The 14188-nt window shown below is 53.8% G+C and carries 16 protein-coding genes; 12 read left to right on the forward strand and 4 right to left on the reverse strand.

What is annotated here, in order from left to right; translation table 11 throughout:
• Positions 1–130 precede the first annotated feature (130 nt).
• From PORAS_RS08390 to PORAS_RS08435, 10 genes are all read left to right on the forward strand, one after another.
• Entirely contained in the window at positions 131–1567 is a 1437-nt protein-coding gene (locus tag PORAS_RS08390; RefSeq protein ID WP_004330914.1) for an aspartate ammonia-lyase, read from the forward strand.
• A 55-nt stretch (positions 1568–1622) separates the two neighbouring features.
• Positions 1623–2033 carry a DUF4878 domain-containing protein gene (locus tag PORAS_RS08395; protein WP_013760924.1) on the forward strand — a complete coding sequence of 137 codons (411 nt, stop codon included), beginning with the start codon at positions 1623–1625 and terminating at the stop codon, positions 2031–2033.
• Between the two features lie 48 nt (positions 2034–2081).
• Positions 2082–2729, forward strand: coding sequence for a C40 family peptidase (locus tag PORAS_RS08400; RefSeq protein ID WP_013760925.1), 648 nt, complete (start codon positions 2082–2084; stop codon positions 2727–2729).
• Positions 2730–2774: 45 nt separating this feature from the next.
• Positions 2775–3062: a hypothetical protein gene (locus PORAS_RS08405; RefSeq protein WP_004330916.1), complete on the forward strand. Its 288-nt coding sequence runs from the start codon at positions 2775–2777 to the stop codon at positions 3060–3062.
• Positions 3063–3496: 434 nt separating this feature from the next.
• The gene (locus PORAS_RS08410; RefSeq protein ID WP_013760926.1) at positions 3497–4561 is read left to right on the forward strand and encodes a lysylphosphatidylglycerol synthase transmembrane domain-containing protein; all 1065 of its coding nucleotides are present in this window, start codon (positions 3497–3499) and stop codon (positions 4559–4561) included.
• Positions 4545–6005: an aminoacyl-histidine dipeptidase gene (locus PORAS_RS08415; protein ID WP_013760927.1), complete on the forward strand. Its 1461-nt coding sequence runs from the start codon at positions 4545–4547 to the stop codon at positions 6003–6005. The genes PORAS_RS08410 and PORAS_RS08415 overlap by 17 nt, the downstream gene beginning before the upstream one ends.
• A 13-nt stretch (positions 6006–6018) precedes the next feature.
• A complete protein-coding gene (gene fabD / locus PORAS_RS08420; RefSeq protein WP_013760928.1) occupies positions 6019–6909 on the forward strand; it encodes an ACP S-malonyltransferase in 891 nt (296 codons plus the stop codon).
• A 93-nt stretch (positions 6910–7002) separates the two neighbouring features.
• Positions 7003–7482 (forward strand): cytidine deaminase, encoded by a 480-nt coding sequence (gene cdd / locus PORAS_RS08425; RefSeq protein ID WP_004331719.1) that lies wholly within the window; start codon positions 7003–7005, stop codon positions 7480–7482.
• A 46-nt stretch (positions 7483–7528) separates the two neighbouring features.
• The gene (locus PORAS_RS08430; RefSeq protein WP_013760929.1) at positions 7529–8167 is read left to right on the forward strand and encodes a cytidylate kinase-like family protein; all 639 of its coding nucleotides are present in this window, start codon (positions 7529–7531) and stop codon (positions 8165–8167) included.
• A 7-nt stretch (positions 8168–8174) separates the two neighbouring features.
• The gene (locus PORAS_RS08435; RefSeq protein ID WP_013760930.1) at positions 8175–8600 is read left to right on the forward strand and encodes a DUF695 domain-containing protein; all 426 of its coding nucleotides are present in this window, start codon (positions 8175–8177) and stop codon (positions 8598–8600) included.
• A 160-nt stretch (positions 8601–8760) separates the two neighbouring features.
• Here the strand turns inward: PORAS_RS08435 and PORAS_RS08440 are convergent, their stop codons facing one another.
• From PORAS_RS08440 to PORAS_RS08450, 3 genes are read right to left on the reverse strand one after another with little or no spacing between them, the layout of a single operon-like run.
• Positions 8761–9447 (reverse strand): RluA family pseudouridine synthase, encoded by a 687-nt coding sequence (locus PORAS_RS08440; RefSeq protein ID WP_004331064.1) that lies wholly within the window; start codon positions 9445–9447, stop codon positions 8761–8763.
• A gap of 19 nt (positions 9448–9466) precedes the next feature.
• Entirely contained in the window at positions 9467–10216 is a 750-nt protein-coding gene (fabG, locus tag PORAS_RS08445; protein WP_004331067.1) for a 3-oxoacyl-[acyl-carrier-protein] reductase, read from the reverse strand.
• A 5-nt stretch (positions 10217–10221) separates the two neighbouring features.
• Positions 10222–10839, reverse strand: coding sequence for a TetR/AcrR family transcriptional regulator (locus PORAS_RS08450; protein WP_013760931.1), 618 nt, complete (start codon positions 10837–10839; stop codon positions 10222–10224).
• A gap of 107 nt (positions 10840–10946) precedes the next feature.
• Between PORAS_RS08450 and PORAS_RS08455 the strand changes: the two genes are divergently transcribed.
• Positions 10947–12116: a sensor histidine kinase gene (locus PORAS_RS08455; protein ID WP_013760932.1), complete on the forward strand. Its 1170-nt coding sequence runs from the start codon at positions 10947–10949 to the stop codon at positions 12114–12116.
• A 452-nt stretch (positions 12117–12568) separates the two neighbouring features.
• Here PORAS_RS08455 and PORAS_RS08460 read toward each other — a convergent pair whose 3' ends face one another.
• Positions 12569–13099 (reverse strand): CD225/dispanin family protein, encoded by a 531-nt coding sequence (locus tag PORAS_RS08460; protein ID WP_004331093.1) that lies wholly within the window; start codon positions 13097–13099, stop codon positions 12569–12571.
• Between the two features lie 270 nt (positions 13100–13369).
• Here PORAS_RS08460 and rsmA point away from each other — a divergent pair, with 270 nt between their 5' ends.
• A complete protein-coding gene (gene rsmA, locus PORAS_RS08465; RefSeq protein WP_004331090.1) occupies positions 13370–14185 on the forward strand; it encodes a 16S rRNA (adenine(1518)-N(6)/adenine(1519)-N(6))-dimethyltransferase RsmA in 816 nt (271 codons plus the stop codon).
• The last annotated feature ends 3 nt before the right edge of the window (positions 14186–14188 follow it).

The raw sequence follows: 14188 nt of genomic DNA on the forward strand, positions 1-14188 counted from the left end.
GCTCTTGAAATTCTTAGATCTCAATAGGCTCAATAAGAAAATAAAGAGGTATCTTTGCCAAACGGATTGTACAGTCACGCTTCGGTGACCGACCTTCGCAGCGAAATACAGATAATACAACTATATAGACATGACGGCTAATAAGCAAATGAGAACGGAAGGCGACCTGATAGGCGATCGCCAACTACCCGCAGACGCACTCTATGGGGTGCAGACGCTACGCGGTATGGAAAACTTTCAGATAAGTAACTTCAAGCTGAGCCAGTACCCTTACTTCATCCAGGGTCTCGCCTACACCAAGTGGGGCGCAGCTATCGCTAACCACAGCGAGGGCATCCTCACCGATGAGCAGTACGAGGCTATCGTCTTTGCCTGCCAGGAGCTACTCGCTGGCAAGCATCACGATGCTTTTGCAGTGGATATGATCCAGGGTGGTGCTGGCACGACAACCAATATGGCTGCTAACGAGGTGATCTGCAATATTGCCCTCCAGAAGATGGGGCACAAGCCAGGCGAATATAAGTTCCTCGCTCCCAATGATGGTGTCAACGCCTCGCAGTCTACTAATGATGCTTACCCCACAGCCATTCACCTAGGGCTATACCCCAAGGGGCTAGAGGTCTACAAGCATGTCGAGCAGCTCATAGCAGCACTTCGTGCCAAGGCTGAGGAGATGAAGCATGTCCTCAAGATCGGTCGTACACAGCTACAGGACGCTGTGCCTATGACGCTAGGACAGACCTTCCACGGCTTTGCTTCTATCCTAGAGGATGAGCTACCAAGACTCAAGAGCTCTTGCGAGGAATTCCTAACGGTCAATATGGGTGCTACCGCTATCGGTACAGGTATCGCTTCAGAGCCTGGCTATGCAGAGGCTTGCGTCAAGGCACTAGCAGAGATTACAGGCTGGCCCGTCAAGCTGAGCGCTGATCTCGTCGGTGCTACGAGCGACACCTCTGTGATGATCGGCTACTCATCTGCACTACGCCGCATCGCTGTCAAGATCAACAAGATCTGCAACGATATCCGTCTCCTCTCCTCTGGTCCTAGAGCTGGTATTGGCGAGTTTAACGTACCCGCTGTGCAGCCTGGCTCCTCTATTATGCCAGGTAAGGTAAATCCCGTCATCCCCGAGGTGATGAGCCAGGTATGCTACAAAGTGATGGGCAACGATACAACTGTCCTGATGGCTGGCGATGCTGCTCAGATGGAGCTCAACGCTATGGAGCCCGTTATGGCTCAGTGCTGCTTCGAGAGCTCTGACCTGATGATGCGTGGTATCACGACCCTCATCGAGCGCTGTATCACCGGCATCACGCCCAACGAGGAGCGCTGCCGCCAGCAGATCGAGGCTTCGATCACGATCGTCACGGCGCTCAACCCGATCATCGGTTACAAGAACTCAACCAAGATCGCCAAGGAGGCACTTGAGACAGGTAAGGGTATCTACGAGCTCGTCCTAGAGCATGGCATCCTAGACAAGAAAGACCTAGACGAGGTAATGGATCCTAAGCACATGACCCAGCCCTCTAAGCTAGATCACATCAAGCCTAAGAAGCAACTATAAGCCCCTTAGACTATACAAGGAAATAGGAACTACTAACCTTTAAGACCTTATATATATGAAGAGATTAGCTTTAATCAGCTTTGCACTCGTCAGCATGCTGGCGTTTGCAGCTTGCTCTAGTCCTACGAAAAAGGCAGAGCGGGTCACGATGGACTTCTTCAAGGCTCTCAACGCTGGCGACTACGACAAGGCTCGTACCTACACGGCATCGGAGCAGGCTGAGGCTTATGTCAATCTTATGTCTTACTTCGACTCTGACAGTGTTAAGGTCTTCTCTCAGGAGGAAACTCCCGAGCGGACGACCAAGATCGCAAGCTCAGAGGAGCGACAGGACACGGTCATCTGCTATGTCGAGACGACCGAGCAGCCTACAGACCCGACTGATAGCGCCGATGTCTTCAAGCAAAAGGTGGTCCTCACCAAGGTAGACAACGAGTGGAAGATCGTTGACATACCTATGAAGTAACAGCGGCGACTGCCTCTTAGGCACACGCTCTCTAGACTTAATCTCTAGATGAAGTCTATCAACTACAAGCCCCAAGAGTTAGCGAGGTCTCTCCTCCTACTGCTCTTGGGGCTTACTCTATCTAGCACTGTCGCCTGCACGTCTCATCACAAGCGAGAGACCATCGCTATCGATACGACCACGCTGCAGGCTGGGAGCCTCATACTGCGTCGTGGCGAGGGGATGCTCTCGACCTTCTTTAGCAAGATAGCCTCCCAGGGGCAACTCTACAGCCACTGCGGTATCATCGACTACGACTCTACTAATCAACGCTGGGTCGTATGGCACGCCTATCAGGATGGTTCGCTCGGTGCTGACGGTATCTTCCGTCAGTCGCTAGACAGCTTCGTGATGGAGTCGGAGGCGGTAGCTATTTATCCAGCTCTCGCACTGGACAGCTTAGGCTTGCAGAGGATGAGAGCCTACATAGCACTGCATCGCCCTGGGGCGCAGTATCCCAAGAGGTTTGACTCGCGCTTTGACCTCAGAGATACGACCACGCTCTACTGCACCGAGTTCGTCGCACTCGCTTACTGCGCCACTGAGATCCCCGCTTATCAAGTGCAGCCTACAGGCCACAATGTCGCTATACCCTACACTTATTATACGCTTGATGACTTGATCAAAACTGTCAACCCCTTGCACATTCAAAATTAATGCGTACCTTTGCACCAGTTACTAATCACTTATACTAAAGCTAATATGAAGAAGGTATTTGTACTCGTAGCTGCTGTTGCAGCTCTAAGCCTTGTTTCTTGCAACAAGGAGAACAAAAGTCAGGACGCTCAGCAGGCTGAGCAGAACCTAGAGAATGCTCAGGAGAATCTTGATGCAGCAGCTCAGGATATGCAGCAGGCTACTCAGGATGCAGCTCAGGTCGCTGTAGACCAGGCTAACGCAGCAGCTGATGCTACGACAGCAGCCGTAGAGAATGCTACTGACCAGGCTCAGCAGGCAGCAGCTCAGGCTAAGGAAGAGATCAAGAAGTAAACACCAACTTCTCTAGATCATTCGCAATCTGAGATAACCTAAGCAACTAAACATGACGAAGGTCACCTAGTCCTCTCCGTGAGGATTGGGTGACCTTTGCTGTTGTATACTGGCTGTTAGCTAGAGCCTCTAAAGCCACTAGGCTCTAATTTCTAATCTCTAAATCGATCCCCACGGAGGAATTTCGAAATCCCCACGTGGAGAAAAAACATTTCCCACGTAGGCGAGAAATAAAACTTCGGAGGAATCAAATGAAACTTCGGAGGAATCGTTTTGTCTCCACGTGGGGAATAAAAAATATCCACGTGGAAAATCGAAAATCCCTACCTAGATCTTCCAAATAGAGTCGTAGTTGGCTAGAGCTACTAGAGCCTAAGCTCTAACTTCTAATCTCTAATACCTAATCTCTAACCTCTTTTTCGTACTTTTGGAGTGTGAAGAAGAGACACTCCTGGCAATGGTGGCTGAAGAACTTCTTGCCACTCCTCATAGGTCTGGCGATACTGTTTTACCTCTATCGCCATCTAGAGCTCGCAGACACGCTACGCTTGTTACAGCATGGCGTGCGCTACGAGTATCTCCTCTTGTCTCTACCTATGGGACTCCTGGGTAATGCCACGCGAGGCTATCGCTGGCACCTCCAGATGCGACCTCTATACACACCCCCGGCACGACCCATCAATCCGATCTTGATCACGGTCGGGAGCTATGCCGTCAACTTTGTCATACCACGTGCTGGCGAGGTGTGGCGCTGTACCGAGATGAAGCAGCGAGAGGACTACACGCTCTCGGCAACGGTCGGCACGCTCCTAGTAGATCGTCTATCAGATATAGTCGTTGTCCTAGCCCTCTTCGTGGCTATGATGCTGTTTCAGCCGGGGACTATATCGCAGATCTTAGCTGCTCAGGGCTTATCGCTCGGCAGTAACTTAGGCGACCTCTTTTCGTCAGACTACACCACGGCTTGGCTGATAGCGGGTGTCTCACTTCTCGTCATCCTGCTGGTTCTCTATCGCTTCAGAAAGAGTAGCTTCATGCAGCGTGTACGAGAGAAACTTCGCTCCGTACTGCAAGCCGCATCGGCACTGAGAGGATGGCGCGCCTGGAGTCAGTTTATCGCACTCACGATCCTCTTGTGGCTCTTTTACTACTACTTCTTCTACCTTACATTTGGAGCTTTTGCCTTCACGGCTGAGCTGGGTCATCGAGCCGCTTTTGCCTCCTTTGTTCTCTCCACCCTGATGATCGCGATTCCCACGCCGGCGGGTATCGGCCCGTGGCACTACGCGGTGATTATATCGCTGACAGCCTTTGGCGTGAGCGAGGCGGAGGCGGGACACTTTGCCTTGATAGTCCATGCTGTACAGACGCTCTGGACCATTATTACGGGGATTATTGCTATATTTGCCTTACCAATAGTCAATAGACACTACAAACGTGCCTCCTCACTAGAAGACACTTCAAAAATAAAGAGAATAAGCTATGATGAACAAAGCTGACTACCAAAAGCTCGCCCCCTCCACACTATGGGGCTATTTCTATGATCTCACACAGATACCTCGCCCCACAGGACACTGTCAGGCTGTCAGGGAGTATGTCGTTGCCGAGGGTAAGCGACTAGGGCTAGAGACCCATGTAGATGAGGTGGGCAACGTGTTGATCCGTAAGCCAGCCACACCAGGTCTAGAGGATCGCCCCGTAGCTACCCTACAGGGACACCTAGATATGGTACCTCAGAAGAACTCTGACAAGGTACACAACTTCGAGACTGATCCTATCCAAACGATGCAAGACGGCGACTGGATCACGGCCGATGGCACGACACTCGGTGCGGACAACGGTATGGGAGTCGCCTTCTCTCTAGCAGTGCTCGCTGATGACACGCTCAAGCATGGCCCCATCGAGGCGCTTTTTACCATTGATGAGGAGGTCGGCATGGACGGTGCCAACGGTCTTAAGCCGGGCTTTAGCAAGGGGGACATACTCCTTAATATAGACTCCGAGGTAGAGGGTGACCTCTTCGTCGGTTGTGCTGGTGGTATCGATGTCAATGTCTCTCTAGAGTATCAAGACAACCACGAGCCTGACGAAGACGAGATAGGCGTACGCCTTACGATCAAGGAGCTCAAGGGGGGACACAGCGGTGTGGACATACACCTCGGTCGTGCCAATGCCAACAAGCTGATGGCGCGTCTCCTCAAGGAGGCTGTCTCGCAGTGCGGCGCTCTTGTCGCTGAGATCGATGGAGGTAACATGCGCAATGCGATACCTCGTGAGGCGGTCGCTCTGCTCTCTGTCAAGGAGGACGACACCGAGGCTCTCTGGGAACTGGTATCCGACTACGAGGAGCTATTTAATAAGGAGTTTGCTGGAATAGAGAACCACATCACCGTCTCTCTAGAGCGTTGTGACCGTCCTAAGACGATCCTACCCGACGAGATACAGGATGCGCTGATCCACGCGCTGAATGCCTGTCAGAATGGTGTCATCTCTATGCTCTCCGAATTTCCCGACACGGTAGAGGCTTCATCGAACCTAGCTCAGGTACAGGCTGGCGAGGGACACATCTCTGTCCGCTTCCTCGTCCGCTCCTCGAGTGACTCACGCAAGATGTGGGTCGCCTCTAGCATCGAGAGCTGCTTCCTACTGATGGACGCTCGCGTAGAGTTTGACGCTTCCTATACAGGTTGGCAGCCCAATGCTGAGTCTCATATCATGCAGGTGATGTGTCAGGCCGCCAAGGAGGTCTACGGCAAGGATCCCGCTGTCAAGGTGATGCACGCCGGTCTCGAGTGCGGTATCATACAGGGTGTCATGCCCGATATGGATATGATCTCCTTCGGACCTGAGATCCAGCACCCACACTCACCCGATGAGCGCGTGAGCATCTCCTCCGTGGAGCGTAGCTACCGCATGCTCGTCCGTGCTTTGGAACTAATCTAATCGATAAGAACATATGAAAAAAGCTTTTGTATTCCCGGGTCAAGGCTCCCAGTTCGTCGGTATGGGTCAAGAGATCTATACGAAGAGCGAAGCAGTACGCAAGCTCTTTGCTGAGGCGGACAAGGTGCTAGGCTTTGACCTATCCAAGACCATGTTTGAGGGTACCGAAGAGGACCTCAAGCAGACGAAGGTGACACAGCCCGCGGTCTTCCTCCACTCTGTGGCGATGACCGTGGCGCTCGGAGAGGCCTTCGCACCAGACATGGTCGCTGGGCACTCGCTAGGCGAGTTCTCGGCACTAGTTGCGAGTCGCGCCTTGCCTTTTGCCGATGCACTGCGACTTGTTTCCGAGCGTGCACTCGCTATGCAGGCCGCTTGCGAGGCACACCCCTCGACGATGGCAGCGATCATCGGGCTGCCGGACGACAAGATCGAGGAGGTCTGCCGCGGCATCTCTGGTCAGGTGGTGGTACCAGCGAACTACAACTGCTCGGGTCAGGTAGTCATCTCTGGCACGATGGAGGGTATCGCTGAGGCTTGCGAGCAGCTCAAGGCTGCGGGCGCTAAGCGTGCGCTACCGCTCAAGGTGGGCGGAGCCTTCCACTCACCGCTTATGCAACCTGCCAAGGAGCGTCTGCAGCGTGCTATCGAAGCAACGATCTTTGCCACACCGATCTGCCCGATCTACCAGAATGTAGATGCTCGTCCTCATACCGATGTGGAGGAGATCAAGGCCAATCTGATCGCTCAGCTCACGGCTCCCGTACGCTGGACGAAGAGTGTCGAGGCGATGGTAGCCGATGGAGCCACGCACTTCGTGGAGCTAGGACCAGGCAAAGTCTTAGCAGGACTCATCGGTCGTATCGCTCGTGATGTAACCTGTGAGAGCTTGGCAACGATCTAATGAATCTTTGCAAGAACTAAGAAGAGGACAAGTTCGGCTGATCGTTTGGTCGAGCTTGTCCTCTGATTTATTCAGATTTAAGTAGATAGTATTATGAGCGATAAGGAGTTACTAATCCCCTACACGCGGCTAGCCCGCTCGGAGTGGCCTGCAGTGTACGAGCAACTTGAGGAGGCTGCCGTAGAGGCTACCCGCCGGTCGTATGCCCCGTACAGTCACTTTCACGTAGGGGCTGCGGCACTGCTGGAGGATGGCGAGATCGTGTTGGGGTGCAATCAGGAGAACGCCTCCTTCTCGCCCACGCTCTGTGCGGAGCGAACGGCACTCTATGCCATCGGGGCGCATCACCCAGGAGCTGTCGTAGAGCGACTCATGATCGTCGCTGAGACGGAGGGCAAGCGTGTCGAGGCGATCTCCCCTTGTGGCGTGTGCCGACAGGTGATGATGGAGACGGTAAAGCGACAGGGCAAGCCCTTTGAGGTAATCCTCTGCGGACCTGACGAAGCTATCGTTATCAGCGACTGTCGGCTTCTCTTGCCCTTTGCGTTTGATGGCTCAGACATTCCCTCGTAGCGCTAAGCGCATCCACCTTTTATAGAGACCTATTTCCCATTAGTATATGGCTTATCGCATCATTACGATCAGTAGACAGTATGGTTGCGGAGCTCGCACCATAGGGCGTCAGCTCTCAGAGCAACTCGGCTTGACCTATTACGACAAGGAGCTCATCCGCATGATCGCCGAGGAGAGTGGCTACGCTGCCGACTATGTCGAGGAGCAGAGCGAGTACGCCTCGACGTCGGGACTGGACTTCATGCCGATGTCTCACGGAGCACTCTTCTCCGTACCTATGACGGGACTCGTCGAGACGCCCTCAGTGACCCGTTATCTCAACGACTTCATCCTCAAGATAGCCGAGGAGACCCCCTGCGTCATCATCGGGCGCAGTGCCGACTATATCCTACGAGATCGAGACGATGTGCTCAACGTCTTCCTTTATGCCGATGTCGAGGCGCGTATCCAGACGCTCCTACAGCGAGGCGACGAGGAGACGGAAGATGCAGCGCGCAAGCGCATTGAGCAGTCCGACCGCGCCCGCCGCAAGAACTATAAGCAGATGACCAATAGGGAGTGGGGGGAGTCGACCAACTACCACCTCTGTCTCAATACGGGAGCCTTCGGTGCGCCCTGCTGCACCGACATCATTGCGCACGCTTACCAGCTCCCTTGCGGTGGCGTGACCATTGGCAAAAAGTAAACTCACTATGCGACTGACGGACAATTGGTTCAACGGTTTGGCCGAGAGCGAAGCTGGCCAGACGGCTCACCTGCATGTGCGTGATGAGCTGGAGGAGTTTCGTGCTACGGGCAAGTACCGCTTTGTGATCGAGATCGCCTACCCCTTTGATGGCGAGGGCATAGAGCCATCAGACACGGACACCGCGCAGATAGAGGCGGTCGATGAACTGCTACAGACCGCTATGGAGCGGGACAAGATGGCGATCCTCGCAGCTTCTATCCTAGAGCCAGGGCGCAAAGTGTGGCTCTATGTGAGCCGCACGTACGATCCCTTCTTCGATCGTCTCGAGGAGGTGCTGGCGGAGCTGCCCCTCCTGCCGCTACAGTTTGAGGTAGTCCAGGACTCCGACTGGAGCTACTACCAGGAGCTACTGGACAAGCTACAGCCGTAGTCTGCGCCTAGGCTACACGACTATAGGGACGCACGAGCCGTGCGTCCCTACAAATCGTTACACGTCAGATCGTTACTCGTCTTGCATACCCACAAATGCCAAAGGAGAGCCTCACGCTAGGTGAAGCTCTCCTTTTCTTTTGTTTCGTCGACTTGCTAGGTTACTTCGTATGGCTCAGCAAAGACCAGATAGCATCGTCCTCAGGGTATGGTGCAACGACCTCTATTTGCTCATGAGTGACGGGGTGCTCGAAGCTTAAGATACGTGCATGGAGCGAGATGCCACCATCCTTGTTGCTCCGTGGAGCACCATACTTGAGGTCTCCCTTGATCGGGAAGCCCATGTGGCTCAGCTGCGTACGTATCTGATGATGCCGTCCCGTATGGAGCGTCACAGCCAGCAGGCTGTAGCGGTCGCCCACGGCGAGACGCTCGTAGGTGAGCCAGGCGCGCTTAGCCTCAGCGTGAGCCTCCGTCACGACGTAGCTCTTGTTTTGCTTGCGATTGCGATAGAGCAGATCCTTAGCCTCTCCCGCCTTTTGCGGAAAAGCGCCACAGACCACAGCGTGGTAGACTTTGTGAATCTCTCGTCGCTGAAACATAGCGTTGAGCCGTGCCAGAGCCTTCGAAGTTTTGGCAAAAAGCACCGCCCCCGACGTTGGTCTATCGATACGATGCGTGACCCCAACGAACGCCCGCCCAGGCTTGTCGTACTTATCGATGAGATAGCGCTCGACAAGCTCCGAGAGCGGTGTATCGCCCGTGCTGTCACCCTGTACGAGCATCCCCGCCGGCTTATTGACGATGAGGAGATGATTGTCCTCGTAGAGGATCTGTAGGTCAGGCATTGGTCTGCTTACTAAAGCTTTACATATTCATACCGCCGCAGCAGGAGAGGACCTGTCCTGTCATGTAGGAGGAGAGGTCGCTCGCGAGGAAGAGAGCCACATTGGCCACATCCTCCGGCTTGCCACCACGACGTAGCGGGATCTGCTTAGCCCACTCCTTGCGCACCTCCTCGCTGAGGACAGCCGTCATATCGCTCTCGATGAAGCCGGGCGCGATGCTGTTGGCACGGATACCGCGTGAGCCGAGCTCCTTGGCAACGCTCTTAGCCAGTGCGATCATACCAGCCTTAGAGGCCGAGTAGTTCACCTGCCCCGCATTGCCCGACACACCGACGACGCTCGCCATATTGATGATGCTGCCCTGACGCTGCTTCATCATGACGGGAGCCACAGCGTGCGTCATATTGAAGGCGGACTTTAAGTTGACATTGATCACCGCATCCCACTGCTGCTCGCTCATACGTAGGAGCAGACCATCACGGGTGATACCGGCATTATTGACTAGAATGTCTAGCTTGCCAAAGTCAGCGACGATCTGCTCCACGAGCTGATGCGCTGCCTCAAAGTCTGCCGCATTGCTCTCGTAGGTGCGTATCGTGACACCGCACTCCTGCGCCAGCTGAGTATAGTAATCCTTTGCTTCGTCGGCAACCTTGAGGTCACTGATAGCTACATGGCATCCAGCCTCTGCATACTTCGTGGCGATCGCCTTGCCGATACCACGTGCTGCTCCGGTGATCAGAGCCACTTTGTCCTGAAGTAGTTTCATAGATTCTATTGAGTTATAGGTTTTGTATTTGCATGATTGGTCAGTCCCTGCCTGAGGAGCTGCTTCATCGCAGCGATGATGCGTAGGTAGTCCTCCTTGCCGTACTCATGATGGTAGCGATTGATGTAAGGTGCCTCTAGACTCTTGAAGCTCTTGAGGAGCAGGTAGGCTGTCGAGTTGATATCTGGGACTAGTAACTCTCCTCGATCGTGTCCCTCCTGTAGGATCCGCTTGAGCATGTCGTACTCGCTCTGGTCATACTTGAGGCGAAGACGCTCGATGTTGAAGCTATCGCTAAAGAAGCTCGCATTATGCACGCCCTGTCTTTGCACTGTCTTCTGTATCAGCTGCAGATGATTGTCTAGCAGTACCAGCAGCTTAGTGATCGCATCGCCCGGACGAGACAACACCTCGCTCAGCGACTGGCTCATCAGACTGATCTCCCGCTCTATGACCGCCATGAGCAGTGCCTGCTTGTCCTTATAATAAGTGTAGACCGTGCGCCGACTGCACCCCACAGCCTCTGCAATAGCGACCATGGTCGTCTCCTCGACTCCTTGCTGCACAAAGAGCGTGTGAGCCATTTGGACGATGCGCTGGCGCATGTGTTGTGTTGAGGTCATAGGCACGTGGACGATAATAAAAGCGTGAGATATCCGTTACAAAGATACAGCTTTGCGCCGAAAGTGCCCTTTGGGATCGAGCGCACGCCCTTTTAATCCTCACCCACATGTCATCCACCAGGAGATTACTCGGCTCCCTACCTACCAATATACTACTTGTCGTGCTGGCACTCGTCGTGGCACTCCTCCCGCTCATCCTCTCGGAGCCACTCGTGAGACGCATGGCTGATGAGGAGCGACTCAAGATGCAGACCTGGGCCGAGGCGACCGAGTGCATAGCTAGCCAAAGCGACGAGCAGCTCAATGCCTTAGCCCTCCAAATATTAGAGTCAAACACCACCATACCGCTCATCCTCACAGACAGCCTCGGGAACATCCTAGGATACAAAAACATTGACTCCGCGGCGGTCGCTCGTGACTCAACCTATCTGGAGAAGCGGCTCACAGCTTTTCGCTCTGGCTACGCTCCTATCGAGATTGACCTAGGTACCGCTGGACGCCAATACCTTTACTACAGCGACAGCAGTAACCTAAGGCGGTTGCTACGCTTCCCCTATCTGCAGACAGGTATCTTCATCCTCTACATCATCATCCTCGTCCTCACCATTCGTAGCCTACTGCACTGGGAGCAGGACCGTATATGGGTCGGGCTCAGCAAGGAGACCGCCCACCAGCTCGGCACGCCCATCTCCTCGCTCATGGCGTGGACCGAACTGCTCAAGAGTTACGACCTACCCCCCGAAATCATCGAGAGCATAGGCCAAGATGTCAATCGCCTCGAACTGATCGCCCACCGCTTCCAGAAGGTCGGCAGCCTACCCGAGCTGACGCCCATAGAGCTCAACGGACTGGTCGCCACCTCCGTGCAGTACCTCTCACGACGCATCTCCAGACAGGTAGAGATCGTCTTTGAGCCAGCACCCGAGGAGCTCTGCTGCCTCATCACGCCCGACCTCATGAGCTGGGTCATAGAGAACATCGTCAAGAACGGCGTCGACGCGATGGACGGCAAGGGCACGATCACCATCACGACAGAGGCTCACGGCAAGAACGCCTACCTAGAGATCACCGACACGGGCCGTGGTATGACACGAGCCACGCAGCGCATGATCTTCAAGCCAGGCTTCACCACCAAGGAGCGTGGCTGGGGGCTCGGCTTATCGCTCGCACGTCGCATCATACGGCACTACTTCCGCGGGCGCATCTACGTCAAGCGCTCCGAGCTACAAGTCGGCACCACCTTCCGTATCACCCTCCCCCTGCAGCAGCTCCCCTAGCCAGCCTATCTCCATTCGGCCAAAAGCGGAAACGAAACACGGCCAAAAATGGAAACGCCGAAAGAGAGTTCTTCGTTTTAAGCTAATAGCGAGCGGATTAGCTTTAGTTTCTCTTGACTATCTCGGCAATGCTCCTTAGGAACGCAACGCTTCTGTGCGGATGGTCTAAAATCTCTACGGAGGAAATCCCAAATAGCTCGCTGGAAAATCAAAATTCTCCACGTAGGCGAGAAATAAAACTTCGGAGGAATCAAATAAAACTTCGGAGGAATCAAATGATAAGTCCGAGGAATTTTTTATTCCCCACCTGGAGAATAAAAAATATCCACGTGAGAAATGGGTCGTTTCTCACGTGGATATCTAAAAGCGGTTGTTTTGTAGTCAGAATGCTCGATGAGATTGATTAGTTGCTCACGGGAGCAAGCTACCCATCGGATAGCTAAGAGACTGTCTTACAAAGCTGCCGAGATTGCCGACGTGGCAGCAATAGCTATGAATACGAAGATGGCTATGGCAACGCCTATGCACACAGCGGCGGCAATGGTAAGCCCCTTAGCCCACAGGAGCGAGTTGCGACTTGCGTTCTCAGCTTCTGCGTAGTTGCCTCTATCATAGTACGTAAAGACTTGTATCGAGTAGACAAGCGGTATGATCCCTAGCGGGAAGAAGAATAAGACGCAGAGGATGCTCCACAACAGATTGTCGGGTGGCATCTTGGGGCGATTTTGTGGTTGCATGTAGCTACCCCTCGGTGCGCCAAAGCCATACGGGGAGCCATAAGCTGGAGCCCCCGCATAGGGATTGGGACCAGGGGCTTGGTACTCAAAGAGAATGCGTAGCTCATCCAGTTCTTGAGCCGGACAAGCATCGCTCATACCCTCGACGCGTATCATAGTCTGGGGAGTAATCCTTCGTGCGGACAACTCCTCAACCGTGTAGGGACCTAGCTCCTGTCCATTGCAGACGATATAGTACTGCCTCATACGCCTAGTTTAGTTTATGATCTGTATGAGCGAGATCGCAAAACTTAGCAAAGCTCAAGCTCTCTCTGACTCAATCTATGTGCTTCGTACGCAAAGGTATGTAATCACTTGGACTTATACAATAGTGCTAGATGCTACAGGTTAAATATCAATAGCACGCTCGAAAGATGTGTCGCCCTCTAACCTCTAATGTCTAACCTCTAATCTCTGGTCTCCCCTCTCCCTTGACGGAAAAGTTGTACTTTTGACACGACAACGAGCGAAAGAACTATGGATTCTGTACGAGCAAAGAAATATCTAGGGCAGCACTTTCTCACGGACCACGGCGCAGCACAGCGCATTGCCGACTCGGTCGCCGACTATCTCGGTACGCCGATCCTAGAGGTAGGCCCTGGCATGGGCGTCCTGACGCAGCCACTCCTAGAGGCGGGGCACGACCTGCAGGTGATCGACATAGATCATGAGAGTATCGAGTATCTGCACCAGCACTTCCCGCAATTGAGCCAAGAGGGGCGGATCATCGAGGGAGACTTTCTCAAGCTCCCCGCTGAGGAGCTGATCCCTGGTCGGGCGGACATGCCTTTTGTGGTGATCGGCAACTATCCGTACAATATCTCTTCGCAGATCTTCTTTCGCATCCTAGAGCTACGCGAGCGCATCCCTGCTGTGGCGGGCATGCTACAGCACGAGGTGGCACAGCGGCTGTGCGCCTCGCCTGGAGGGCGTGACTACGGCATCCTGAGCGTCTTGCTCCAGTGCTGGTACGACTGCGACTACCTCTTTAAGGTGTCTAAGCGCGACTTCAATCCACCGCCCAAGGTAGATGGTGGCGTGATGATCGCACGACGAAATAGTCGCACCGAGTTGCCCTGCGATGAGGCTAACTTCAAGCGGGTGGTCAAAACCGCCTTCGGGCAGCGGCGGAAGATGCTGCGCAATGCCTTGATGTCACTCTTTGGCAAGGAGTTCCCCTACGCTGATCATGAGATCTTCACGCTCCGTGCAGAGCGTCTCTCGGTAGAGGACTTTATCAGTCTCACCTTGATGTACGAAGCACTACCAACTGACAACCTAACAACACCTTAAATA

This window comes from Porphyromonas asaccharolytica DSM 20707 (assembly GCF_000212375.1).
GTDB classification, from domain to species: domain Bacteria; phylum Bacteroidota; class Bacteroidia; order Bacteroidales; family Porphyromonadaceae; genus Porphyromonas; species Porphyromonas asaccharolytica.

What these genes read in the sequence shown, in the direction of transcription:
- PORAS_RS08390 (WP_004330914.1), top strand. Translation starts at nt 131, where the DNA reads ATGACGGCTAATAAGCAAATGAGAACGGAAGGCGACCTGATAGGCGAT.
- PORAS_RS08395 (WP_013760924.1), top strand. Translation starts at nt 1,623, where the DNA reads ATGAAGAGATTAGCTTTAATCAGCTTTGCACTCGTCAGCATGCTGGCG.
- PORAS_RS08400 (WP_013760925.1), top strand. Translation starts at nt 2,082, where the DNA reads ATGAAGTCTATCAACTACAAGCCCCAAGAGTTAGCGAGGTCTCTCCTC.
- PORAS_RS08405 (WP_004330916.1), top strand. Translation starts at nt 2,775, where the DNA reads ATGAAGAAGGTATTTGTACTCGTAGCTGCTGTTGCAGCTCTAAGCCTT.
- PORAS_RS08415 (WP_013760927.1), top strand. Translation starts at nt 4,545, where the DNA reads ATGATGAACAAAGCTGACTACCAAAAGCTCGCCCCCTCCACACTATGG.
- fabD (WP_013760928.1), top strand. Translation starts at nt 6,019, where the DNA reads ATGAAAAAAGCTTTTGTATTCCCGGGTCAAGGCTCCCAGTTCGTCGGT.
- cdd (WP_004331719.1), top strand. Translation starts at nt 7,003, where the DNA reads ATGAGCGATAAGGAGTTACTAATCCCCTACACGCGGCTAGCCCGCTCG.
- PORAS_RS08430 (WP_013760929.1), top strand. Translation starts at nt 7,529, where the DNA reads ATGGCTTATCGCATCATTACGATCAGTAGACAGTATGGTTGCGGAGCT.
- PORAS_RS08435 (WP_013760930.1), top strand. Translation starts at nt 8,175, where the DNA reads ATGCGACTGACGGACAATTGGTTCAACGGTTTGGCCGAGAGCGAAGCT.
- PORAS_RS08440 (WP_004331064.1), bottom strand. Translation starts at nt 9,447, where the DNA reads ATGCCTGACCTACAGATCCTCTACGAGGACAATCATCTCCTCATCGTC.
- fabG (WP_004331067.1), bottom strand. Translation starts at nt 10,216, where the DNA reads ATGAAACTACTTCAGGACAAAGTGGCTCTGATCACCGGAGCAGCACGT.
- PORAS_RS08450 (WP_013760931.1), bottom strand. Translation starts at nt 10,839, where the DNA reads ATGACCTCAACACAACACATGCGCCAGCGCATCGTCCAAATGGCTCAC.
- PORAS_RS08455 (WP_013760932.1), top strand. Translation starts at nt 10,947, where the DNA reads ATGTCATCCACCAGGAGATTACTCGGCTCCCTACCTACCAATATACTA.
- PORAS_RS08460 (WP_004331093.1), bottom strand. Translation starts at nt 13,099, where the DNA reads ATGAGGCAGTACTATATCGTCTGCAATGGACAGGAGCTAGGTCCCTAC.
- rsmA (WP_004331090.1), top strand. Translation starts at nt 13,370, where the DNA reads ATGGATTCTGTACGAGCAAAGAAATATCTAGGGCAGCACTTTCTCACG.